The organism is Solimonas fluminis (assembly GCF_002930645.1).
Classification (GTDB): Bacteria; Pseudomonadota; Gammaproteobacteria; order Nevskiales; family Nevskiaceae; genus Solimonas_A; species Solimonas_A fluminis.
The window spans coordinates 64,634-86,804 of sequence record NZ_PSNW01000007.1; the positions used below are offsets into that span (position 1 = coordinate 64,634).

A 22,171-nucleotide genomic window follows, 5' to 3' on the forward strand; every position below is an offset into this window, starting at 1 on the left:
CGGCCGGACGCGTCCAAGGACCTCAGCGCAGCAGTGCCAGCAGTTTCTGCAGCTCGCTGTTGCTCTTGAACGCCACGGTGAGCTTGCCGCGTCCCTTGTCGTTCTGTTGCAGCTTCACCGCCAGGCCGATGCGGCCGGCGATTTCCTTCTCGATCTCGCCGATGGCCGGCGGCGGCGCGGCGCGGGGCTTCTGAGCCTGCGGCTGGGCCTGCACCAGGGCCTCGGTCTGGCGCACCGACAGGTGCTGGTCCGCGACCATCTTCGCCAGCGAGGACTGGCGCGCGCCCTGCACGCCCAGCAGCACCTTGGCGTGGCCGAAGGACAGGCGGCGCTCGCGCACCAGGTCCTGCACGTCGGCGTTGAGTTCCATCAGGCGCAGCAGGTTGCTGACCGCGGCGCGGGACTTGCCCACCGCCTCGGCGCAGGCCTCGTGCGTCAGGCCGCACTCCTCGATCAGCTTGTGCAGCGCCTCGGCCTCTTCCAGCGCATTGAGGTCGGAGCGCTGGATGTTCTCCACCAGGGCTACCGCCATCGCGCCGCGCTCGTCGAGCGCGCGCACCACGGCCGGAATCTGCTTGAGGCCCGCCAGCTTCGCCGCGCGCCAGCGGCGCTCGCCGGCGATGATCTCGTAGCGGTCGGCACCGGCCGGGCGCACCACGATCGGCTGCACCACGCCCTGGGCGCGGATCGAGTCGGCCAGCGCGTTCAGCGCCTCCTCGTCGAACTGGCGGCGCGGCTGGTGCTTGCCGGGGCCGAGGCGCTCCAGCGGCAGCTCGCGCAGCTCCTCGCCGGGCTCGGCGGTGGAACTCACCGGCGTGGCGCTGGAGAGCAGGGCATCGAGACCCCTGCCCAGTCCTCTTTTCTTCTGTGCGTTCATGCGCTGAGCCTCATCTGCCCGCCGTCGTGGCGGCGCAGTACCTCGCCTGCCAGCGCCAGGTAGGCCTTGGCGCCGGAGGATTGTGCGTCGTAGAGCATCACCGGCAGGCCGTGGCTGGGTGCCTCGGCCAGGCGCACGTTGCGCGGGATGATGGTGCGGTAGACCTTGTCGCCGAAGTGCTGCGTCAGCTGGTTGCTGACATCGTTGGCGAGGTTGTTGCGCGGGTCGAACATGGTGCGCAGCAGGCCCTCGATCTCCAGCTTGGGATTGATCACTCGCTTGATCTTGTTGACGGTATCCATCAGCGCGGTGAGGCCTTCCAGGGCGTAGTACTCGCACTGCATCGGGATCAGCACGCCGTCGGCCGCCACCAGGGCGTTGACCGTCAGCTTGGACAGGGCCGGCGGGCAATCGAGCAGCACGTAGTCGAACTGGTCCGCCACCTCGGCCAGCACGCTCTTCAGCGCGAAGTCGCCGGCGGCGACGTCGCGCAGCTTGATCTCGGCCTCGGTCATGTCGCCGTTGGCCGGCATCAGCGACAGCCCGATCTCCGGCAGGTACTGGATCACCTCGCCGGGCTTGGCCTGCTCCAGCAGCAGGTCGCGCGCGGTCTTGCCGACGGCGCTCTTGTCCACGCCGATGCCCATGGTGGCATTGCCCTGCGCGTCGAGGTCCACCAGCAGCACGCGGCGCTTGGTGGCCGCCAGCGAGGCAGCAAGGTTGATGGACGTGGTGGTCTTGCCCACCCCGCCCTTCTGGTTGGCGACGGCGATGACGTAACTCATGACTTCATTCCTGCGATGACCGCATGGCGATCTTCATCCAGCCCCGGCACCCGCAGGCGATGCGTTCCCCCAATGACGAATCGAGCCGGCACGGAGGCCAGCTCTTCCGGGTCTAGTTTGCCCTTCATGGCTACCCATTGGCCACCCGGGGCCAGCAGGGCCTCGGTGCCGGTAAAGAAATCGGCCAGGGAGGCGAAGGCCCGGCTGGTGATGATGCCGAACGGCGACTCAGGCCGGAAGGCCTCGACCCGGGACTCCGCCACGGCGACGTTGGCCAGGCCCAGCGTGCGGACCGCATGGCGCATGAAGCGGACCTTCTTGCCGTTGCTGTCCAGCACCGTCACGTCCAGCGCCGGGTTGGCGATGGCCAGCGGGATGCCCGGCAGGCCCGCCCCCGCACCGACATCGAGCATGCGCCCCCCGACATGGGGCAGCAGGGCCAGCGAGTCCAGCAGGTGCTTGGAGACCATCTCGTCCGGATCACGGATCGCGGTCAGGTTGTAGGCCGCGTTCCACTTCTGCAGTTCGTCCAGGTAGGCCATCAGCGGGTCGGCCAGCCCGGTATCCAGGCCCATGGCGCCCAGCCCGGACTCCAGCCGCGCGCGCGGATCGCGGGCACGGCGGTAGGGCGAAGGAGAGGAACTCATGATGGGCCGGATACCTCGGAAGGGCGCGCAGTATAGCGCCGCGCGTCCCCCGGGGCCTTGGCCGCTCAGCGCTTCAGCGAGCCCAGGATGCCGCGCAGCAGGGTCCGCCCCACTTCCCGGCCGACGGTGTTGGCGATGCTGCGGGTCGCACTCTTGATGGCGGCCTCCGCCACGGTGTCGCTGCGGCGGGCGGCGGGCTTGCGCGGGGCGGGCTCGGCGCGGCGGCTGCCGGGCACCGGCTGGGCCGAGGCCTCGTCCCACCATCCTCCGCCGCCGGACTTCGGTGCCGGGCCGGGAGCCGGGGCCGACGGCGCGGCGGCCGGGGGCGGCATCGCGGCCGCGCGCTGCGACAGCTTCTCGTAGGCCGACTCGCGATCCACCACGGTGTCGTACTTGCCGGCCACCGGGCTGCGCGACATCACGGCCTTGCGCTCCTCCGGCGTCAGCGCGCCCATGCGCGAGCGCGGCGGGCGGATCAGGGTGCGCTCGACGATGCCCGGCACGCCCTTGTCCTGCAGCGTGGACACCAGGGCCTCGCCGACACCCAGCTCCATGATGGCGGTGGCGACGTCGATCTTCGGGTTGGCGCGGAAGGTGGTGGCGGCGGCCTTGACCGCCTTCTGGTCGCGCGGCGTGAAGGCACGCAGCGCGTGCTGCACGCGGTTGCCGAGCTGGCCCAGCACGCTCTCCGGCAGGTCCAGCGGGTTCTGCGTGATGAAGTAGACGCCGACGCCCTTGGAGCGGATCAGCCGCACCACCTGCTCGACCTTCTCCACCAGCGCCTTGGGCGCATCCTTGAACAGCAGGTGCGCCTCGTCGAAGAAGAACACCAGCTTGGGCTTGTCGAGGTCGCCGGCCTCGGGCAGGCGCTCGAACAGCTCGGCCAGCAGCCACAGCAGGAAGGTGGCGTAGAGGCGCGGCTTCTGGAACAACTGGTCGGCGGCCAGCACGTTGACGATGCCCTTGCCGCTCAGGTCCGTGCGCATGAAGTCGTTCAGGTCCATGGCCGGCTCGCCGAAGAAGGCCTCGGCCCCGTCCTGCTCCAGCTGGATCAGGGCGCGCTGGATGGCGCCGATCGAGGCCTTGCTGACCAGGCCGTATTCGGCGCCCAGCGCCTTGGCGTTGTCGGCGACATGGACCAGTGCGGCGCGCAGGTCCTTGAAGTCCAGCAGCAGCAGGCCCTGCTCGTCGCAGTACTTGAAGGCCAGCGATAGCACGGCCTCCTGCACGTCGGACAGGTCCAGCAGGCGCGACAGCAGCGTCGGCCCCATGTCGGAAATGGTGGCACGCACCGGATGGCCGGAAACGCCGAAGACGTCCCAGAACACGGTGGGATAGTTCTGCGGGGCGTAGTTGGCCAGGCCGATCTGCGCGGCGCGCTCGGCCAGCTTGGGCTTGGCCTCGCCGGCGGCGGCGATGCCGGAAAGATCGCCCTTGATGTCGGCCGCGAACACCGGCACGCCGATGTCGGCGAAGCCCTCCGCCAGGCCCTGCAGGGTGATGGTCTTGCCGGTGCCGGTGGCGCCGGCGATCAGGCCGTGGCGGTTGGCATAGGCCGGCAGCAGGAACTGGGGCGTATCGCCCTTGCCGATCAGGATCGGGTCGGTCATGGCTGGTCAGGTCGCGATGGGGATATGGCTCATCTTCGCCAATCGGCATGACAAAAGAAAAGCCGGACGCGGCGGCGCCCGGCTTCTTGCGCAACTCCGCGGCTCAGGCCAGCCGCGCGCGGGCCGCCGCCAGCTCGATGACCTCCGCCCGCTCCGCGGCATGGTTGCCGGCGATGTAGTCCTTGCTGAAGTCGTCGGTCAGGATCACGTCGAAGCGCACGCGGTCGTACTCGGCGGCCTGGTCGGCCTCCTGGCGCGTCATCAGGTTGCGCGTCACCGCATCCTTCAGGCGATCCGCCACCGTGTCGCCGGCCAGTTCGCCGCGGTTGGCATGCCGGAAGTACTTCAGGTACGCCGGCTCGCAGCGCAGCGCCACCTCCCAGGCATGCTCCATGCGGCCGACCGGGTCGTGCACGCCGCCGTTCCTGAACACCAGCCAGGACAGGCGCTCGCGCACGTCGCTGGGCTCCAGGATCAGGTCGGCCACCTGGGCATTGAGTCGGTCGCTGACCGGCTTGATGCGGTTGCCCAGGGGAAATACCACCGTGCGCATCACGCCGCGCGCCCAGGCCACCGGGAAGTTGTCGAGGAAGCCCTCGAAGGCCCGGGCGATCTCGTGCATCGCATGGTCCAGCGCCCAGCGCGCATGCGCCAGCTCGGCCTCGGACTTGCTGCCCTCCAGGTAGAACTTGGCGACGGCGGAGGCGATGTAGAGCTGGCTCAGCACGTCGCCCAGGCGCGCCGACAGGCGCTCCATGAACTTGAGCTTGCCCCCCAGCACGCCCATCGTCAGGTCGGAGCAGAACGCCAGGCTGGCCGAGAACCGCTCCATCTGGCGGAAGTAGGGCGCCATCTCGCCCGCCACCGGCGAGGCGGCCAGGCGCCCGCCCGTGAGTCCCAGCGTGAAGGCGCGCACCGCGCGGTTAATGGAGAAGCCGATGTGCCCGAACAGCAGCTGGTCGAACTTGGCCAGGTCGTCGTCGCGCGCCGCCTCCATCTCCGGGAAGACGTACTCGTGGCAGCGGATGGCACCCTGGCCGAAGATCATCAGGTTGCGGGTCAGGATGTTGGCGCCTTCCACCGTGATCGCCACCGGCGCGGCCTTGTAGGCGGTGGCCATGAAGTTGCGCGGACCCTGCTGGATCGCCTTGCCGGCCATCACGTCCATGCCGTCGGCGATGATCTTCCGCATCAGCTCGGTCATGTGGTACTTGGCGATGGCGGTGACCACCGACGGTGCGCAGTGGTCCACGGCCGAGGCGGTGAGCACGCGCAGGGCCTCCAGCGTGTAGGCATGGCCGGCAATGCGGCCGGTGGCCTCCTGCACGCCCTCGAACTTGCCGACCGCCACCTTGAACTGGCGGCGGAAGCGGCCGTAGACGCCGGTCATGCGGTAGGCGCTCTGCCCGGCCGCCGTGCCCAGCGCCGGCAGCGAGATGCCGCGGCCGGCGGACAGGCATTCCACCAGCATGCGCCAGCCCTTGCCCGCCATGGCGGGGCCGCCGATGATCCAGTCCACCGGGATGAACACGCCGCGCCCGTGGATCGTGCCGTTGTGGAAGGCGGCGCCCGGGTAGTGGCGCCGGCCGATCTCGATGCCCTCGTGCCGGGCCGGGACCAGGGCGCAGGTGATGCCGTAGTCGGTCCTGGTCTTGTCGCCCAGCAGGCCGTCGGGGTCGCGCAGCTTGAAGGCCAGGCCGACCACCGTGGCGATCGGCGCCAGCGTGATGTAGCGCTTGGAGAAGTCCAGGCGGATGCCTAGCACCTTCTTGCCCTCGTGCTGGCCGTAGCAGACGGTGCCGAGATCCGGCATCGCGGTGGCGTCGGAGCCGACCTCGGGGCCGGTGAGGCCGAAGCAGGGAATCTCCTTGCCCGACACCAGGCCCGGCAGCCACTGCTTCTTCTGTTCGTCGGTGCCGTAGTGCATCAGCAACTCGCCGGGGCCCAGCGAGTTGGGCACCATCACCGTCACCGCCATGGTGATCGACTTGGTCGCCAGCTTGGTCACCACGGCGGACTGCGCGTTGGCGGAAAAGCCCAGGCCGCCGTACTCCTTCTTGATCAGCATCGAGAAGAACTTCTTCTCGCGGATGTAGGCCCAGACCTCCGGCGGCAGGTCCTTGTCCTCGAACTCGATCTTCCAGTCGTCGCAGAGCTTGCAGAGCTCCTCGCACTCATGGTCGAGGAAGGACTGCTCCTCGGCGGTCAGCGCGGTGTAGCGGAATTCCAGCAGCTTGTTCCAGGCCGGGCGGCCGCGGAACATCTCCGCTTCCCACCAGGTGTCGCCGGCCTCCAGGGCCTCGCGCTCGGTGGAGGACATCTCGGGCAGCACCTTCTTGAACATGCCGAAGATGGGGCCGGTCAGCACGGCACGCCGCAGCGGCCGGATGTTGAGCAGGGCCGCCAGCGCCAGGAACAGCGCCGCCGAGATCGCGAAGGCGGCGGCGCCGAGCGCGCCGGCCTGCTTCAGCGCCAGCAGCAGCAGGCCGGCGCCGGCGGTCCAGGCCAGCAGGGGCGCTCCGGCATAGGCCAGGAGCCAGGCCGCCAGCAGCGCGACGGCAACCACGGAAAGAATCGACATGGGGTACCTCCTTGGGGGCCTTGCGACCCTTGGGGAAAATCAGGGACCCGGGCGGCGCATCGGCACCACGTGCGGGTGGTCGTCTTCTTCTTCCGCGCCCTGTCCCCTCGCCTCCCGGGGAATGAGCGTCTTGATCATCAGTTTCACGTAATCGCTGAAAGCCTGGCCCTCGGGCATCATCTGCGGCGTGTCGCGGCGCACCTGCAGGTTGCCCATGAAGGTGGCGAACGCGAACAGCGCCCACTGCCGCGCCTGGGGCTCGCTGTAGCCCAGGGCGCGGTAGCTTTCGTCGAGGTAGTTGATCCAGCGTTCCGACAGGCGCTGCACGAAGGCCTGCACGGTCGGATTGTCGGCGGCGGCGGCGATGGCCAGGTACAGGCGGCCGTCGCGCACGCTCATGTTGGCGGCCTTGAACAGGCGCACGATGCGCTCGTAGGGAGTGGCCGAGGGGTCGATCTTCGACAGCAGGGAGTCGATCTGCTGCCGCTCCCAGAGCTGCAGCGCGGCGCGCAGCAGGGCGTCGCGGTTGGCGAAATGCCAGTAGAAGCTGCCCTTGGTCACGCCCAGCCCGCGCGCCAGCGGCTCCACCGCGACGGCGTCCAGGCCGCCGACCGCGATCGCATCCAGCGCGGCCTCGGCCCAGTCGTCGGCGCTGAGGTTCTGTCGACTGTCGGCGGCAGCCGTGGGCTTCATGATCCGTCCATACATACGGTGGCGTATTGATGGGACCAGTTTAGACATACGCACGCGTATGTCGCAACACCCGTACGGACGTCGCGCCGGCCGCTTCATCCCTCGCAAGTGGCCGTGCTATAAGCCCTTCGCGGCGAAAAAGGCCGGACACACTAATTCGGGGATCCACATGAAACACCGTTCGCATTCCGCTCCCGCGGCCCTGTTCGCGCTGGCCGCCCTGCTGCAGGGCCCGGCTTGGGCGCAGCCGGCGGATGCCGACGGCGACGGCGCCGCCGACACGCTCGACGAATGCCCGGGCACCGTCGCCGGCACGCTGGTGGACCGCAAGGGCTGCGCGGCCAGGATTCCGCCGCTGCCGGCCGACGAATTCCCCGAAGCCGCCGCCGAAGCGGCAGCAGCCCAGGCACCGGCACCGGCACCGGCACCGGCACCGGAAGCTTCGGCTGCCGCGGCCGCCCCGGCACCGCTGGCCGCCGCAGAGCCGGCACCGGCACCGGCCGCAGCGGAGCCGTCCGCAGCGGAGCCGTCCCCCGTGGCCGCGTACGATCCCCCGCCGCCGGCGCCCGCCCCGAGCTACGAGCCGGTGCCGCAGCCCGCCGCCCCGGTTCCCTGGACCCCGCCCGCCGTGGCCCTGCCGCCGGGCGTGACCCTGCTGCCGGCCGCCACCCCCTCCGCCGTTCCGCCGCCGAGCCCGAGCCTGGCCGCGGTGCCCTTCGACCCCAGCTCCGCCAGGCTCAATGGCGCGGCCCGCAAGCAGCTCGACGGCGTGCTCGCTGCGCTGCGCGCGCAGCCGGCCCTGCAGTTGCAGGTCATCGGCCACAGCGCGGCGGGAGAGGCCGGCGGCCTGGCGCTGGCGCGCGCCCAGGCCGTGCGCACGTTCCTCGGCGACCTGGGCATCGCCACCGCGCGGCTCAAGGCCAGCGGCCAGGCCGGCGGCGGCGCGGAGGTCGAATTCAAGCCCTTGTGAGGACAGGGTATTCAGCCAGGGTTCAGCGCATCGGCACGAGCATCGGCGCGGTGCAATTCAGCCATAGCAGCGATAGGGAAAAAAATCAGATGAAAACCAAAGCACTTGCATTGCTGATCCTGGGAGGCGTGCTGAGCACGGCTCAAGCCGAATCCAAGCCGTACCTGGGCCTCATGGGCAGCTGGGTCAACCCTGACAGCGGTCGCCAGGCCGATGATGACGGCATGGGCGCCCACTTCCTCTTCGGCTTTCCGTTCAACGACTACCTCGCCGCGGAACTGAACGGCTTCGGCCACAAGGTCAACAACGACGTCACCGGCCAGAACGACACCAATTTCGGCGCCGGCCTGGACCTGAAGCTCGGCCTGGCCCCGAGCAGCCGCATCAATCCCTATCTGCTGCTGGGCGGCGGCGCCACCTACGAGGAGGCCCTGGGCGACCCTCCGGCCAGCAAGAGCGACGGCAACCGCACGGTGGGCTACGCCAATGCGGGCGGCGGCCTGCTGTTCAAGATCGGCGGCTCGCGCGACGCGGCGCTGCGCATCGAAGGCCGGCGCTACGCCATCTTCAGCGACGACATCCCCGGTACCGCCGGCGGCAGCGATCGCGTGTGGGACACGCGCGTCAACGCCGGTGTGCAGTTCAACCTGAGCGAGACCGCGCCGCCCCCGCCGCCGGCCCCGCCCCCGCCGGCCCCCAAGCCGGCGGTGGCCGACAGCGACGGTGACGGCGTGCTCGACAACATCGACCGCTGCCCGGGCACCCCGCGAGGCATCGCGGTGGACGCCTACGGCTGCGGCCTGCCGCCGCCTCCGCCGCCCGATGCCGACGGCGACGGCGTGCTCAACGCCAACGACCTGTGCCCGGATACCCCGCGTGGCATGCGGGTGGATGAGCGCGGCTGCGCCGTGAAGGCCCAGCGCCTGGTGCTGCGCAACATCAACTTCGAGTTCAACAAGGCGACGCTGACGGCCGACGGCCGTGCGATCCTCGACGGCATCGCGGCCGGCCTGCGCGGCCAGCCGACGATGGAAGTCGAGATCGAGGGCCACACCGACAGCATCGGCTCGGATGCCTACAACCTGAAGCTGTCGAAGGCCCGCGCCAACTCCGTGCGCGACTACCTGGTCAGCCAGGGCGTGCAGGCCGGCCGCCTGTCCGCCAAGGGCATGGGCGAGTCGGTGCCGGTGTCGAGCAACAAGACCGACGAGGGCCGTGCGCAGAACCGCCGCGTCGAGTTCAAGGTGATCAAGCAGTAAGCACCGGGTGCGAACCCAGCCGGCGGCCGCAAGGCCGCCGGCTTTTTTGTGCGCCGCGGGAACTCGCCGCGGCCGCCGCCATTCAAAGCTCCGGCGACCACACCGGATCGCCGATGGGAACACGGACGTGAAGCGGAGTAACGGCAACATCCTGCTGACGCTGGGCGCGCTGCTGCTCGGCGCCTGCGCGTCCGCTCCGCAGCAGGAGGCGCCGGCCCTGCAGCTCAAGCTGGACGGGCAGATGGCGGCCCAGCCGCAAGCGCCGCTGCCGGGCGTCAACAGCGACTTCACCCTGGGCGGCGGCGACGGCCTGCTGCTCTACCGCGCGGGCTACCGCGTGCAGCCGGGCCAGCTGTTCGTCTCCGGAACGCGCAACTTCGACGCCCCCTCGCAACAGGTGGCGATGCAGACCCTGGGACAGAACGCGGACCTGCGGCTCAGCGAGGTGGCGGGCGCGCCGCTGCTCGTGGGGATGTCGCAGGAGGCGCACTCGGAATGGAGCCTGGCAGGAGAAGCCCAGAACCTGCGGCAGGCGGTCAGCATCGGCTGGGCGCCGCCGCTGGCGGCCTTCAACCTGAAGTGGGCCAACACCACCGCGCCGGCCGCGCCGCTGGATTGTGCCGTGGAGGGCAGCATGCGGATGCCGCTGCCGGCCGAGACCGCGGCGCTGCGGCTGCGCGGGCGCAGCTGTCGCGTCGTGGCCACCGACGCCACGGTCACCGACATGGAGGCCCGGACCTGGTCCGCCGCACTGGAATGGGGCGAGGAGAAGCAGCGGTCGCAGCTGCGCCTGCAGGCGATCGACCCCGCACCCTCGGCCGGCACCGCACTGGCGGATCCCGCCGCGGGCTATGAACTGGGCCTGGCGCAGCAGCAGGAGCTGGGCTCCTGGTCGACCCAGGCCCGGCTGGCCTGGCAGCGCGTGCCCGATGCGCAGAACCCGGCCGTCTCCCAGGGCTGGACCTCGGAGGCGAGCCTGCAGCGGCGCCTGGGCGGGGTCGGTGTCTCGGCCGGCGTCTCCAGCGGCGTGAACCCGGCCTGGTTCCTGCCCGAGGCGGCGGAGCGCAGCGACCAGCTCAACCTGGGCCTGGACCTGTCACGCTGGGCCGGCGGCCTGCTGCCCGGCCGCAGCCCCCAGACCGGTCTCTACTACAGCCGCACCCGCAGCGTCGGCAGCGAGCAGACCCTCAGCGACGACCTGCTGCAGTGGAAGTTTTCCCTGCTCTGGTGAGTCCCGGCCTCAGCGGGCCGGGTGGTACACCAGCGGATAGCGCTCCACCACGGCGGCGGGCCCGTCCCGCGCCTCGAAGCGCAGGCCGCCCAGCCAGCTGCGCACCAGGGCTTCCAGCTCCCGGTCCCCGTAGGTGGACGACAGCACGGCGGGTTCGCCGACCGTCCCGTCCGGCGCCACCGTGAAGCGCAGCTCCAGCCGCAGGACCTGTTCCAGCGGCATGCGCTGCTGGTACTTCATGAAGATGCGCTGCAGCGGCGCACGGTTGCGGTCGAAGACGCCCTGGATCTCCGCGTCGCTCCGGGGCGCGGCCTCCTGGGCAACCGCAGCGGCCGTCAGGCCGGCCAGCAGCAGGGAAGACAGCAGGCGGGTGGGCATCTTCATGGCTACTCCATGCGCAGCCGGCGGCCGCGCGCCTGCTGGATGTTCCAGGACAGGAAGCCGGCCGCGGCCAGGTCGTAGCCCAGGCAGAAGCCGGGCCACCAGGTCGGCAGGCCGGGGTTGTCGAAGGGGTGGAAGCCGTCGAACAGGCCATGGCCCAGCAGGGCCAGCACGACGATCCAGGGACTGAGCTTGTAGCCGCCGATGGCCAGCAGCAGGAAGCCGCCGAAGACCGCGGCCTCGGGCAGCAGGGCCTGCAGTGAACCGCCCATCACCGCGAACAGGACGTAATAGGAGGCGATCACGATCAGGATCGTCGGGTAGAAGGAGCGGTCGCGGTCGAACCCCACCCAGCGGGCCAGCAGGGACACCGCCAGCGCCAGCACTACTCCGATCGCGTACTCCATGGGTCTCCCTGTCCTGTGGATGCCGTCCGGTGGCCCGAGACTAGCGGAAAAACGATGACCCTGGCGTCCATGCCGACGTCCGGGACTGGCGCCCGGCATGCAATGGCCGTGCCCTTTCCTTAAACTTGCGCCCCTTATGTCCCGCATCCTCGAACAGGCGCAACGGCGCCGCACCTTCGCCATCATTTCGCATCCGGACGCGGGCAAGACCACGCTGACGGAAAAGCTGCTGCTGTTCGGAGGCGCGATCCAGCTGGCCGGCACGGTCAAGGGGCGCAAGGCCAGCCGCCATGCCACCTCGGACTGGATGGCCCTGGAACAGCAGCGCGGCATCTCCATCACCACCTCGGTGATGCAGTTCCCGTACAACGACAAGATCGTCAACCTGCTCGACACGCCGGGCCACGAGGACTTCTCCGAGGACACCTACCGCACGCTGACGGCGGTGGACTCGGCGCTGATGGTGATCGACGCCGCCAAGGGCGTGGAAGCGCGCACCATCAAGCTGATGGAGGTCTGCCGCCTGCGCGACACGCCGATCATCACCTTCGTCAACAAGCTGGACCGCGAGGGCCGTCCGCCGCTGGAGCTGCTGGACGAGGTCGAGAAGGTGCTGGGCCTGCACTGCACGCCGATCACCTGGCCGCTGGGCATGGGCCGCGACTTCAAGGGCGTGTACCACCTGCTGGAAGACCGCTTCTACCTCTACTCCGGCGACAAGCACCGCGTCTCGGAGATCGAGACCATCGACGGCCTGATGAACCCGGTCCTGATGGAGCGCTACGGCAGCGTCTACCAGACGCTGCGTGACGAGATCGAGCTGCTGCAGATGGCCGGCACCGAGTTCGACCTGGAGCAATACCGGGCCGCGAAGCTGACGCCGGTGTTCTTCGGCGCCGCGATCAACAACTTCGGCATCCGCGAGCTGCTCAACGGCTTCACCGAGTGGGCGCCGCCGCCGCAGGGCCGCGCCTCCACGGTGCGCGAGGTGGAGCCGTCCGAGGAGAAGTTCACCGGCTTCGTGTTCAAGATCCAGGCGAACATGGACCCGAAGCACCGCGACCGCGTGGCCTTCCTGCGCGTCTGCTCCGGCGCCTACAAGCGCGGCATGACGCTGCACTCGGTGCGCCTCGGCGGACCGGTGCGCGTCTCGCATGCCCTGACCTTCATGGCGGCCGACCGCGACGTGGTGGAGGAAGCCTACCCGGGCGACATCATCGGCCTGCACAACTACGGCACCATCGCCATCGGAGATTCCTTCTCCGAGGGCGAGGAGCTGCGCTTCACCGGCATCCCCAACTTCGCGCCGGAACTGTTCCGCCGCGTGGTGCTGAAGGACCCGATGAAGGCCAAGCAGCTCAACAAGGGCCTGGACCAGCTCTGCGAAGAGGGCGCCACGCAGGTCTACCGCCCCGTGGCCAACAACGACATCGTGCTCGGCGCGGTGGGCGTGCTGCAGTTCGACGTGGTGCAGTACCGCCTCAAGGACGAATACGGCGTGGACTCGGTGTTCGAGCCGGTGCAGGTGCATACCGCGCGCTGGATCGACTGCGCCGATCCGAAGAAGCTCAAGGAATTCGTCGAGAAGAACGACACCCGCATCGCCAAGGACCACTACGGCGACCTGGTGTACCTGGCGTCCAGCAACGTCAACCTGAACATGGCGAAGGAACGCTTCCCGGACGTGCGCTTCTCGGAAACCAGAGAGCACGGCAACAACAGCTGAGGATCCCGCTCCCTTGTCCGAGGCCTCGACCAGGCACGACCCGTTTGCCGCGCTCCGCTTCCCGGAGTTCCGCAACCTGATCACCGGCGCCTTCCTCACCACGATGGCGATCCTGGTGCAGGAAGTGGCGCTGGCCTACGAGCTCTACAAGCTGACGCGCGATCCGCTGACGCTGGGCTTCATCGGGCTGGCGGAGGCGATCCCCTTCATCGGCCTGGCGCTGTTCGGCGGCCACGTGGCGGACCGCTACGACAAGCGCCGGGTGATGCAGTACATGCTGCTGGTGATCATCGCCGGCTCCACGGTGCTGACCGTGGTCAGCCACGAGGGCGTACGCGAGCAGCTGCCGCAATGGGCGATGCTGCTGGTGATCTACGCCATGTTCATGGTGGTGGGCTTCGCCCGCGGCTTCTACTCGCCCGCCAGCGCATCGCTGAAGGCCTTCCTGGTGCCGCGCGAGCACTATGCCAACTCCGCCACCTGGTCCAGCACCTTCTGGCAGGCCGGCGCCATCGTCGGCCCCGTGGCCGCCGGCTTCCTCTATGCCGGACTGGGCCTGACCGGCGCGCTGCTGGTGGCCATCGCCCTGTTCGCGGCCAACTTCCTGCTGCTGTTCACGATCCGCCGCCGCCCCCCGGCCGACGTGGCCGAGGAAGGCGAGAGCCTGTGGCAGTCGCTGGGCGAGGGCCTGCGCTACGTCTGGAACAGCAAGATCATCCTGTACTCGATCTCGCTGGACATGTTCTCGGTGCTGTTCGGCGGCGTGGTGGCGATCCTGCCGATCTTCGCCGAGGACATCCTGAAGGTGGGGCCGGAGGGCCTGGGCCTGCTGCGCGCCGCCCCCGCGGTGGGCGCCATGCTGACCGTGCTGCTGCTGGCCTGGTACCCGCCGACCCGCCATGCCTGGCGCAACATGCTGCTGGCGGTGCTGGGCTTCGGCCTGGGGACGCTGGTGTTCGCCCTGTCGGACGACCTGTGGCTGTCGCTGGGCGCCCTGTTCTTCGTCGGTGCCGCCGACAGCGTCAGCGTGGTGATCCGCGGGACGGTGCTGCAGACCGTCCCGCCGGACCACCTGCGCGGACGGGTGCTGTCGGTGAACAGCATCTTCGTGGCCTCCTCCAACGAGCTGGGAGCCTTCGAGTCCGGCGTGGCCGCCCGCCTGATGGGGGTGGTGCCGTCGGTGATCTTCGGCAGCGGCGTCACCCTGCTCACCGTGGCCTACGTCTGGCGCCGCTCCAAGGAGCTGTTCAAGCTGCAGCTGCGCTGACTGGCTATTTTCTGATCAATGCGGCGGCAGGGTTCTTGCTGACCCGTTTCTGCGGTTACTCTTGGTAGCCCATGGAATTCGCCAACCACATGATCCTGCTGGCGGCGGTGCTGTTCCTCGCCAGCATCCTCGCCACCGTCATCACGCCGCGGCTGGGTGTGCCGCTGCTGCTCGTGTTCCTGATCATCGGCCTGCTGGCCGGGGAGGACGGCCCGGGCAACATCCATTTCAGCGACTATCCCCTGGCGAACCTGGCCGGCACCGCGGCCCTGGCGGTGATCCTGTTCGACGGCGGCATGCGCACGCGCATGGAGGATTTCCGCGTCGGCCTGAAACCGGCGATCAGCCTGGCCAGCCTGGGCGTGCTGGTGACGGCGGCGGTGGTCGGCGCGTTCGCCGCCTGGCTGCTGGACCTGGGATGGGCCGAGGGCCTGCTGATCGGCGCCATCGTCGGCTCCACCGACGCCGCCGCGGTGTTCTCGCTGCTGCACAACAACGCGGTGCACCTGAACAAGCGCGTCACCTCGGTGCTGGAGATCGAGTCGGGCAGCAACGATCCCATGGCCATCCTGATGACCCTGGTGCTGATCGCCTACCTGCAGGACCCGGAAGCCTTCGGCGCGCTCGACACCCTGTGGATGCTGGTGCTGCAGGGCGGCCTGGGCGCCGCCATGGGCATCGGCGGCGGGCGGCTGCTGGTCAAGGCCATCAACCGGCTGGAACTGTCCGACTCGCTGTACCCGCTGCTCGCCCTGTTCGGCGGCCTGCTGATCTTCGGCTTCACCGCCGTGCTGCATGGCAGCGGCTTCCTGGCGGTATACCTGGCCGGCATCACCATGGCCAACCGCCGCTTGCGCGCGGCCGCCAGCATCCGCCGCTTCCACGACGGCATCGCCTGGATGGCGCAGATCGGCATGTTCGTGATCCTGGGCCTGCTGGCCTCGCCGTCCAAGCTGTGGCCGGTGGCCGGGCCGGCGCTGCTGATCGCCCTGGTGCTGATCCTGGTGGCGAGGCCGCTGTCGGTCTGGCTGGCGCTGCTGCCCTTCCGCTTCCCGGCACGCGAGCAGGTCTTCATCAGCTGGGTGGGTCTGCGCGGCTCGGTGCCGATCGTGCTGGCGACCTATCCCTGGCTGGCGAACCTGGAGAACGCGGCGCTGTTCTTCAACATCGCCTTCTTCATCGTGCTGGTGTCGCTGCTGATCCAGGGCTGGACGGTGGCCCCGGCGGCCCGGCTGCTTGGGCTGCAGATGCCGGCCAGTTCGGCCCTGGTGCACCGCATCGAGTTCGACCTGCCGGGCCAGCGCGGCTACGAGATCGTCAGCTACCGCATCGGCCATGACAGCAGCCTGATCGGCCTGCGCCACAAGGAGCTGCCGCTGCAGGACGTCTCGCGCGTGATCGCCATCTCCCGCGCCGGAAGGCTGCAGGCCTACCGCGACTGGGGCGCGCTGCGCGCCGGAGACTACGTCTCCCTGGTGGCGGCGGAGCGCGACCTGCCCCAGCTCGACGAGGTGTTCCGCAGCGCGCGCCGCCCGGCCCGGGAGGCCGAGCAGCGCTACTTCGGCGAGTTCCACCTGGACCCGGCGGCAAAGATGGCGGACATCGCCGATGCCTACGGCGTACCGCCGCCGTCCGGCGCCAACGACCTCGACGTGCGCGGCGTGTTCGCCAAGTACCTGCCCAATGCGGTGGTCGGCGACCGCCTGCGCCTCGGCGACATCGACCTGGTGGTGCGCAGGATGGACCGCGACCAGATCACCGACGTCGGCCTGCGCCTGCCCCACGAGTAAACCCACCGGAATCCCGCACCGATGCTTGCCTCGCTCTGGAAGGAACACCCCCGCGGCCTGCCCGTACTGTTCTTCACCGAAATGTGGGAACGCTTCAGCTACTACGGCATGCGCGCGATCCTGGTCTTCGCCATGGTCGCCAGTGCCGACGCCGGCGGCCTGGGCTTCGAGGAGCGGCAGGCCACGGCGATCTACGGCCTGTACACCGCCGCGGGCTACCTCGCCTCGCTGCCCGGCGGCTGGATCGCCGACCGCATTCTCGGCGCGCAGCGCGCGGTCTGGTACGGCGGCATCGTGATCGCCGCCGGCCACTTCACGATGGCGGTGCCGGGCACGCAGACCTTCTTCCTGGGGCTGGTGCTGATCGCGCTGGGCACCGGGCTGCTCAAGCCCAACATCAGCGCCATGGTCGGCGCGCTCTACAGCGGCGACCCGGCCCGGCGCGACGCCGGCTTCTCGCTGTTCTACATGGGCATCAACCTGGGGGCGCTGATCGGCCAGATCGTCTGCGGCTACCTCGGCGAGAAGGTCGGCTGGCACTGGGGCTTCGGCGCCGCCGGCATTTTCATGACGCTGGGCCTGGTGCAGTACCGCCTGCGCCTGCCGCTGCTGGAAGGCGCGGGCGCCGCCCCCGGTACTGCGGACGCCGCACGCCGCCGGCGCGACGCCGGCCTGGCGCTCGCCGGCCTGGCGCTGGTCGCGGTGGTGGTGGCCTTCGGCCTGGCCGGGCAGTTGGCGGTCGACGCGGTGCGCCTGTCGCAGTACACCGCCGTGGCCATCACCATCATCGCCGTGGCCTTCATCCTCGGCGTGCTGCTGTTCGGCGGGCTGGACTCGGGCGAGCGCCGCCGGGTCGGCGCCATTGCCATCCTGTTCGTGGCCGCCGCGGTGTTCTGGTCCGGCTTCGAGCAGGCCGGCTCGTCCTTCAACCTGTTCGCCCAGGCGCATACGGATCGCGTGTTCTTCGGCTGGGAGTTCCCGGCCTCCTGGCTGCAGTCGCTCAACCCGCTGCTGATCATCCTGCTGACGCCGTTCTTCGCCGCGCTGTGGATCAACCTGGGGCGGCGCAATCTCAATCCTTCCGTGCCGGCCAAGTTCGTGCTGGCATTGGCGCAGCTCGCCATCGGCTTCCTGGTGCTGTATTTCGCCTCGCTCTATGTGGTGCGCGGCGAGAAGGTGCTGCCGACCTGGCTGCTGCTGACCTACCTGTTCCACACCGCCGGCGAGCTCTGCCTGTCGCCGGTGGGCCTGTCGGCGGTGACGCAGTTGGCGCCCAAGCGCTACCTGGGCCAGATGATGGGCGTATGGTTCATGGCGGCTTCGCTGGGCTACGTCATCGCCGGCCTGCTGGCCGGCGAACTGTCCGGCGAGGACGCCGTGGCGCAGATGCCCGCGCGCTTCATGCAGGTGACGCTGTTCGCGGGCGGCGCGGCGGTCCTGCTGCTGCTGGCGACGCCGGGCGTGAAGAAGCTGATCGGCAGCGGCAAGGACTAGCGCCTTGCCGTGCCTCCACGAAAAAGGCCGCCCGCGGGCGGCCTTTTTCGTGGAGCGACCGTGCCTAGCGCTGCTTCCAGGTCCCGTTGGCGTCCTGGTACCACCAGCCGGGGGCGGCCTTGGCGATCCAGCGCTGCGCGAACACGGCGCGGATGTCCTTCTCCCACTGCGGCTGCTTGTTGGCGGTGGCGATCTCGCGGTACAGCGCCGTGCGGTCGGCGTTCTCGTTGCCGATCAGGTTGCGCGCGGCGGTGCGCTGCGCCAGCGGCACCTCGCGCACGGCCAGGAAGCCGTCGTTGGTCAGGCCGATCGCGCCGGAATCCAGGAAGGGCTTGAGCTCGCCGAAACGGTTCTCCATCTGCGCCTTGAGATGCGTGATCTCCGGCGAGGACACGTCGATGTTCGGCTCCTGCGCGGCGGCCGGCGGCACCACCAAGTCCAGCAGGCCGACCAGCAGGCGCGGCAGGTCCAGGCTGGAGGTGGGGGCGGGCGCGGAGTCCGGCGCCGGGGCGGGAGCGGCGGGCTGCTGGCCCCAGACGTCGTCGATGATGCGGTCGGCGGCCTTCTCGGCCGCGGCGGCGGGGAAGTAGACGTTGATCGTGACGCAGGCCGCCAAGCTGAGGGCGGCGGTGGCCAGGGTTGCGGAAAGCCAGCGGGTCATGTCAGGTCTCCTAGGGGTGTCTTTTGCGCGAAGTATAGGCCCGGCCACTGAACCGGTGATGAAAAAGGCGTGACTCGGGCTGCCTCAACGCACTTCGGCCTTTTCGGCCGCCATCGCCGCCTTGAGCTGCGCCAGGAAGGTGTCCCAGCCGACCCGTCGCGAGTAGCCGACCACGTCGATGCGCGGCAGCAGGCGGCCCTTGACCAGGACATAGCCGCCGTTCCGGGAGGGCTCCAGGCCATCCATGATGCACACGCCGTTGTCGAGCCGGCAGCTCCAGCCGATGCGGTCGTAGGCAAAGTCCTCGAACACGCGCAGCGCGCTGCGCTTGAGCAGGCCGGCCGGCCCGCCGCCGGCGCGGGAGATGCTGTCGATGGCGCGCTGCGAGATGCGGTGGCGCGAGCGGTCGTCCGCCGGCGTATAGAGGCGCGCGTCCATCGCCACCGGACGCCAGCCCAGCAGGCGCAGTCCGCTGATGTCGCCGTGGAGGCGGCCTTCGATGCGCCCGAAGGAGAAGGCGCTGGTGACCTGCTGCAGGTCCAGGTTGCGCAGGCGCAGGTCCGCCGCCACCCGCGGCAGCACGCTGAAGGGCTGGATCACGCGCAGGTCGCCGATGCGGATGTCGCCGTCGAAGGCACGGGCCGTCAGCGCGCCGTCCAGCGACAGCAGGTCGTTCTCCAGCTTCACGCCGGGCAGGCGGCCGGACAGCGTGCCGCTGAACTCGGGCCAGCCGAAGGCGCGGCACAGCCGCGCCAGCTCGATGGGCTCGATGTCGGCGTCGAAGGCGGCGGCCATGCCGGGCCGGCCGGCGCCGCGCAGGTCCAGCTGGCGCACGTTGAGCGCGCCGCCCAGCAGGCCCAGGCGCAGCGGCGCCAATAGCCGGAAATCGCGCGCGCCGGCCTGGTATTGCATCTGCCCGGGCGCGCTGGCGAGCTTGCCCACCCGCAGGGCCTGCCACCCCAGGGCGGCGGGTGCCGCGGCGGCGGCGTCCGCGGTCCAGGCCAGCGCGCCCTCCAGGCCCTCGGCCGCCAGCCCCAGGCGGGCCAGGGCGACCCCGGCACCGCGCAGCCGCAGCGCCAGCGCCTGCGGCGCTCCCGCCCGCAACTCGATGCGCCCCTGCATCTGCCCGCTGGCCACGACATCGGCCATGCGGGAACCGGCCAGGAAGGGCTTGGCGTAGATTTCCGTGGCCGGCGCGAGATCCAGAGCCTCGATGTCGGCCACGGCGTCCAGCCCGGCACGGCCTTCGCGCAGCCGCAGTACGCCATTCATTCCCAGCCGGCCGATGCCGGGCTGTTCCAGCTGCAGCGATTCCAGGTCCAGCCGCCCGGCGGCGGCCTGCCACTGCCAGCGCGCCTGCGCCTGCAGGGGATGGGAGGAGAAGTCGGCATACACCGGATCGGCATAGCCCTGCCCCGCGGTCAGCCTCAGCCCGGTCTGGCCCTGCAGGCGGCCGGACTGCATGCGCAGGTCGGCATCGGCGGCGAAGGCGAGCTTTTCGGCGATGAAGCGCTCGGCGGCGTCCTGCCCGCTGATCTCGCCCTGCAGCTGCGGCAGTTGCAGGCGCCAGTCGCCCGCACTGTGCGCGGACAGGTTGAAGCGGGCTTGCAGGCTGCCCAGCTTCGCGGAAGACAGGGCCAGGCGGCCATCGCGGCAGGCCAGCGCGCCGCCCTCGCCCCGGCCCACCCGGCAGGCAGCCTGCAGCTTTTCCAGCGGCGGCAGGGCCTTGCCCTGGGCCCGGGCGATGCTGGCGGACAGTTGCCCGGTGGCGTCCAGGCGCGCGCGCAGCCCCTCGGCCTTCCAGCCCGCGCCCTCGATGCGGCCGATGCCGAGGCTCAGCTCCGCGGCAGCCGCCCAGGCGGGCCATAGCGAGGAGAAAAGCAGCAATGTCGTCAGCCGTGGCAGGCGCATGGGCGAATGATGTCACGCGGGCAGGCGTGATTTCGACCGCACCGCGCGACGGTCGTTAGCGATAGACTTCCCAAAAAAGAAGCATGGGGAGCGATGGATACCCGGACCATCCTGGCGCAAACACCCTTGTTCTCGAGGCTGCAGCCCGAGGCGCTGGACGCGCTGTCCGCGCACACCGAACTGCTCGGCATCCGCAGCGGCAGCCTGCTGTTCGAGCAGGGCGAGGCGGCGGATTCGGTCTACATCGTCAGCACCGGCCGCCTGCGTGCGGTGAACAAGGACGGCACCGTCCTGGGCGACATCGGCCACCATGAGCCGATCGGCGAGATCGGCGTGATCTCCGGCGAGACCCGCAGCGTCTCGGTCTACGCCGTCCGCGACAGCATCCTGCTGCGCATCCCGCGCGAGGACCTCTATGCGGTGATCGAGAACTACCCTGGCGCGATGATCGAGATGACGCGCGTCATCATCCATCGCCTGCGCCAGAACCAGCACTCCCAGCAGCTGGCCGCCGTGCGCAGCGTGCGCAGCTTCGCCGTGGTGCCCGCCGTGGGCGACGCGGACGCGGCCGCGGTGGCCGCCGGCCTGCGCGATGCCCTGGCGGCCCACTACCCGGTGCGCCTGGTGGATTCGGTGCTCTGCGACGGCGAGCTGGGGCCGGGCGCCACGCTGTCGCACGATCCGGACACCAACGGCCGCCTGATCGAGTTCCTCGACCGCATCGAGTGCGAGCAGCGCTACCTGGTGTACCTGGCCAACCGCGACGCCGACGCCTGGGCGCAGCGCTGCATGCGGCAGGCCGACCGCATCCTGATGGTGGTGAGCAGCCGCTCCTATCCGCACCTGAGCGCCATGCTCGACGAGCTGCGCCAGAGCGGCACGCGCGCCCCGGTGGAGATCGTGATGCTGCGCCCCGAGGGCGAAGACCCGGAGCACATCCTCAAGTGGCGCGAGCTGTGCAAGGCCCGGGCCCACTACTACCTGCGCCCCGGCAGCCGCTCCGACTACGAATCGCTGGCGCGCCAGCTCAGCGGCCGCGGCATCGGCGTGGTGCTGGGCGGCGGCGGCGCACGAGGCTTCGCGCATATTGGCCTGATCCGCGCGCTGCGCGAACTGGACATCCCGGTGGACGCCGCCGGCGGCTCCAGCATGGGCGCCTTCTTCGCCGCGCTGACCGCCTGCGGCTACACGCACGAGGAGATGCTGCATATCGCGCGCGAGACCTTCGTGCAGCACAACTACCTCAACGACTACCTGTTCCCCAGCGTGGCGCTGATCCGCGGACGCAAGTTCTCGCGGCGCCTGCACGAGCTGTTCGAGGAGCGCCGCATCGAGTCGCTGCGCACGCCCTACTTCTGCGTCAGCACCAACCTGACGCGCGGCCGCGCCATGGTCCATGACCATGGTCCGCTGCACCTCTGGGTGGCCACCAGCATGTGCGTGCCGGGCGTGGCGCCGCCGGTGGCCTGGAACGGCGACCTGCTGGCCGACGGCTCGGTGATCAACAGCCTGCCCACCGACGTGATGCAGGCCTGGGGCCGCGGCCCCATCGTGGCCTCCGACGTCAGCACCGAGGGCGGTATCTCCGCACCCGGCGTGGTCGGGCCGGATCCGGAGGCCCTGTTCAAGTTCAAGAAGGAAGACGAGCGCCCGGGCCTGTTCGCGATCGTGTTCCGCACCGCCACGCTGACCAGCGAAAGCGGCACGGCGCAGCGCGCCTCCCGCGCCGACGCCTATGTGCGCATGCCGGTCAGCGGCGTGGCGCTGTTCGACTGGAAGAAGCTGGACCAGGTGGTGGAGCGCGGCTACCAGCACGCGCTGGAGAAGCTGACGGCGGTTCGCGACCAGCTGCTGAAGAGCTGACCCCGCCTTCCTCCCCCG

18 protein-coding genes are annotated in these 22,171 nt (G+C 70.0%); 8 read left to right on the forward strand and 10 right to left on the reverse strand.

Annotation, left to right across the window (positions count from 1 at the left end):
- Positions 1-22: 22 nt before the first annotated feature.
- The 6 genes from C3942_RS13500 to C3942_RS13525 all read right to left on the reverse strand — a co-directional run bounded on the left by C3942_RS13500 (position 23) and on the right by C3942_RS13525 (position 7,193).
- Entirely contained in the window at positions 23-877 is an 855-nt protein-coding gene (locus tag C3942_RS13500) for a ParB/RepB/Spo0J family partition protein (RefSeq protein ID WP_104230881.1), read from the reverse strand.
- On the reverse strand, positions 874-1,662 hold the full coding sequence (locus C3942_RS13505; protein ID WP_104230882.1) for a ParA family protein: 789 nt from the start codon (positions 1,660-1,662) through the stop codon (positions 874-876). Before C3942_RS13505 ends, C3942_RS13500 begins: the two co-directional genes overlap by 4 nt.
- Positions 1,659-2,309: a 16S rRNA (guanine(527)-N(7))-methyltransferase RsmG gene (rsmG, locus tag C3942_RS13510; RefSeq protein ID WP_104230883.1), complete on the reverse strand. Its 651-nt coding sequence runs from the start codon at positions 2,307-2,309 to the stop codon at positions 1,659-1,661. Before rsmG ends, C3942_RS13505 begins: the two co-directional genes overlap by 4 nt.
- A 65-nt stretch (positions 2,310-2,374) precedes the next feature.
- Entirely contained in the window at positions 2,375-3,919 is a 1,545-nt protein-coding gene (locus C3942_RS13515) for a helicase HerA-like domain-containing protein (RefSeq protein WP_104230884.1), read from the reverse strand.
- 103 nt (positions 3,920-4,022) lie between these two features.
- On the reverse strand, positions 4,023-6,500 hold the full coding sequence (locus tag C3942_RS13520; protein ID WP_104230885.1) for an acyl-CoA dehydrogenase: 2,478 nt from the start codon (positions 6,498-6,500) through the stop codon (positions 4,023-4,025).
- A gap of 39 nt (positions 6,501-6,539) precedes the next feature.
- Positions 6,540-7,193 carry a TetR/AcrR family transcriptional regulator gene (locus tag C3942_RS13525; RefSeq protein ID WP_104230886.1) on the reverse strand — a complete coding sequence of 218 codons (654 nt, stop codon included), beginning with the start codon at positions 7,191-7,193 and terminating at the stop codon, positions 6,540-6,542.
- Between the two features lie 169 nt (positions 7,194-7,362).
- Between C3942_RS13525 and C3942_RS13530 the strand changes: the two genes are divergently transcribed.
- The 3 genes from C3942_RS13530 (at position 7,363) to C3942_RS13540 (ending at position 10,653) form a co-directional block, all read left to right on the forward strand.
- The gene (locus tag C3942_RS13530) at positions 7,363-8,163 is read left to right on the forward strand and encodes an OmpA family protein (protein ID WP_104230887.1); all 801 of its coding nucleotides are present in this window, start codon (positions 7,363-7,365) and stop codon (positions 8,161-8,163) included.
- An 89-nt stretch (positions 8,164-8,252) separates the two neighbouring features.
- On the forward strand, positions 8,253-9,422 hold the full coding sequence (locus C3942_RS13535; RefSeq protein ID WP_104230888.1) for an OmpA family protein: 1,170 nt from the start codon (positions 8,253-8,255) through the stop codon (positions 9,420-9,422).
- Between the two features lie 127 nt (positions 9,423-9,549).
- The gene (locus C3942_RS13540; protein WP_104230889.1) at positions 9,550-10,653 is read left to right on the forward strand and encodes a hypothetical protein; all 1,104 of its coding nucleotides are present in this window, start codon (positions 9,550-9,552) and stop codon (positions 10,651-10,653) included.
- 9 nt (positions 10,654-10,662) lie between these two features.
- Here C3942_RS13540 and C3942_RS13545 read toward each other — a convergent pair whose 3' ends face one another.
- Both C3942_RS13545 and C3942_RS13550 read right to left on the reverse strand, forming a co-directional pair.
- Complete coding sequence (locus C3942_RS13545) at positions 10,663-11,037, reverse strand: hypothetical protein (RefSeq protein WP_104230890.1); 375 nt, start codon at positions 11,035-11,037, stop codon at positions 10,663-10,665.
- A gap of 2 nt (positions 11,038-11,039) precedes the next feature.
- Positions 11,040-11,441: a hypothetical protein gene (locus C3942_RS13550; RefSeq protein ID WP_104230891.1), complete on the reverse strand. Its 402-nt coding sequence runs from the start codon at positions 11,439-11,441 to the stop codon at positions 11,040-11,042.
- A 136-nt stretch (positions 11,442-11,577) separates the two neighbouring features.
- Here C3942_RS13550 and C3942_RS13555 point away from each other — a divergent pair, with 136 nt between their 5' ends.
- The 4 genes from C3942_RS13555 to C3942_RS13570 all read left to right on the forward strand — a co-directional run bounded on the left by C3942_RS13555 (position 11,578) and on the right by C3942_RS13570 (position 17,718).
- Complete coding sequence (locus C3942_RS13555; protein ID WP_104230892.1) at positions 11,578-13,167, forward strand: peptide chain release factor 3; 1,590 nt, start codon at positions 11,578-11,580, stop codon at positions 13,165-13,167.
- 13 nt (positions 13,168-13,180) lie between these two features.
- Positions 13,181-14,434: an MFS transporter gene (locus tag C3942_RS13560; RefSeq protein ID WP_104230893.1), complete on the forward strand. Its 1,254-nt coding sequence runs from the start codon at positions 13,181-13,183 to the stop codon at positions 14,432-14,434.
- Positions 14,435-14,505: 71 nt separating this feature from the next.
- A complete protein-coding gene (locus C3942_RS13565) occupies positions 14,506-16,224 on the forward strand; it encodes a potassium/proton antiporter (protein ID WP_104230894.1) in 1,719 nt (572 codons plus the stop codon).
- A gap of 21 nt (positions 16,225-16,245) precedes the next feature.
- Entirely contained in the window at positions 16,246-17,718 is a 1,473-nt protein-coding gene (locus C3942_RS13570; RefSeq protein ID WP_104230895.1) for a peptide MFS transporter, read from the forward strand.
- Positions 17,719-17,782: 64 nt separating this feature from the next.
- Here C3942_RS13570 and C3942_RS13575 read toward each other — a convergent pair whose 3' ends face one another.
- The gene (locus C3942_RS13575) at positions 17,783-18,379 is read right to left on the reverse strand and encodes a YdbL family probable chaperone protein (RefSeq protein WP_104230896.1); all 597 of its coding nucleotides are present in this window, start codon (positions 18,377-18,379) and stop codon (positions 17,783-17,785) included.
- 84 nt (positions 18,380-18,463) lie between these two features.
- Positions 18,464-20,290 (reverse strand): hypothetical protein, encoded by a 1,827-nt coding sequence (locus C3942_RS13580; protein WP_133164305.1) that lies wholly within the window; start codon positions 20,288-20,290, stop codon positions 18,464-18,466.
- 93 nt (positions 20,291-20,383) lie between these two features.
- On the opposite strand from C3942_RS13580, the gene C3942_RS13585 reads away from it, so the two are divergent.
- Complete coding sequence (locus C3942_RS13585; protein ID WP_104230898.1) at positions 20,384-22,153, forward strand: cyclic nucleotide-binding and patatin-like phospholipase domain-containing protein; 1,770 nt, start codon at positions 20,384-20,386, stop codon at positions 22,151-22,153.
- The last annotated feature ends 18 nt before the right edge of the window (positions 22,154-22,171 follow it).

What these genes read in the sequence shown, in the direction of transcription:
- C3942_RS13500 (WP_104230881.1), bottom strand. Translation starts at nt 877, where the DNA reads ATGAACGCACAGAAGAAAAGAGGACTGGGCAGGGGTCTCGATGCCCTG.
- C3942_RS13505 (WP_104230882.1), bottom strand. Translation starts at nt 1,662, where the DNA reads ATGAGTTACGTCATCGCCGTCGCCAACCAGAAGGGCGGGGTGGGCAAG.
- rsmG (WP_104230883.1), bottom strand. Translation starts at nt 2,309, where the DNA reads ATGAGTTCCTCTCCTTCGCCCTACCGCCGTGCCCGCGATCCGCGCGCG.
- C3942_RS13515 (WP_104230884.1), bottom strand. Translation starts at nt 3,919, where the DNA reads ATGACCGACCCGATCCTGATCGGCAAGGGCGATACGCCCCAGTTCCTG.
- C3942_RS13520 (WP_104230885.1), bottom strand. Translation starts at nt 6,500, where the DNA reads ATGTCGATTCTTTCCGTGGTTGCCGTCGCGCTGCTGGCGGCCTGGCTC.
- C3942_RS13525 (WP_104230886.1), bottom strand. Translation starts at nt 7,193, where the DNA reads ATGAAGCCCACGGCTGCCGCCGACAGTCGACAGAACCTCAGCGCCGAC.
- C3942_RS13530 (WP_104230887.1), top strand. Translation starts at nt 7,363, where the DNA reads ATGAAACACCGTTCGCATTCCGCTCCCGCGGCCCTGTTCGCGCTGGCC.
- C3942_RS13535 (WP_104230888.1), top strand. Translation starts at nt 8,253, where the DNA reads ATGAAAACCAAAGCACTTGCATTGCTGATCCTGGGAGGCGTGCTGAGC.
- C3942_RS13545 (WP_104230890.1), bottom strand. Translation starts at nt 11,037, where the DNA reads ATGAAGATGCCCACCCGCCTGCTGTCTTCCCTGCTGCTGGCCGGCCTG.
- C3942_RS13550 (WP_104230891.1), bottom strand. Translation starts at nt 11,441, where the DNA reads ATGGAGTACGCGATCGGAGTAGTGCTGGCGCTGGCGGTGTCCCTGCTG.
- C3942_RS13555 (WP_104230892.1), top strand. Translation starts at nt 11,578, where the DNA reads ATGTCCCGCATCCTCGAACAGGCGCAACGGCGCCGCACCTTCGCCATC.
- C3942_RS13565 (WP_104230894.1), top strand. Translation starts at nt 14,506, where the DNA reads ATGGAATTCGCCAACCACATGATCCTGCTGGCGGCGGTGCTGTTCCTC.
- C3942_RS13570 (WP_104230895.1), top strand. Translation starts at nt 16,246, where the DNA reads ATGCTTGCCTCGCTCTGGAAGGAACACCCCCGCGGCCTGCCCGTACTG.
- C3942_RS13575 (WP_104230896.1), bottom strand. Translation starts at nt 18,379, where the DNA reads ATGACCCGCTGGCTTTCCGCAACCCTGGCCACCGCCGCCCTCAGCTTG.
- C3942_RS13580 (WP_133164305.1), bottom strand. Translation starts at nt 20,290, where the DNA reads ATGCGCCTGCCACGGCTGACGACATTGCTGCTTTTCTCCTCGCTATGG.
- C3942_RS13585 (WP_104230898.1), top strand. Translation starts at nt 20,384, where the DNA reads ATGGATACCCGGACCATCCTGGCGCAAACACCCTTGTTCTCGAGGCTG.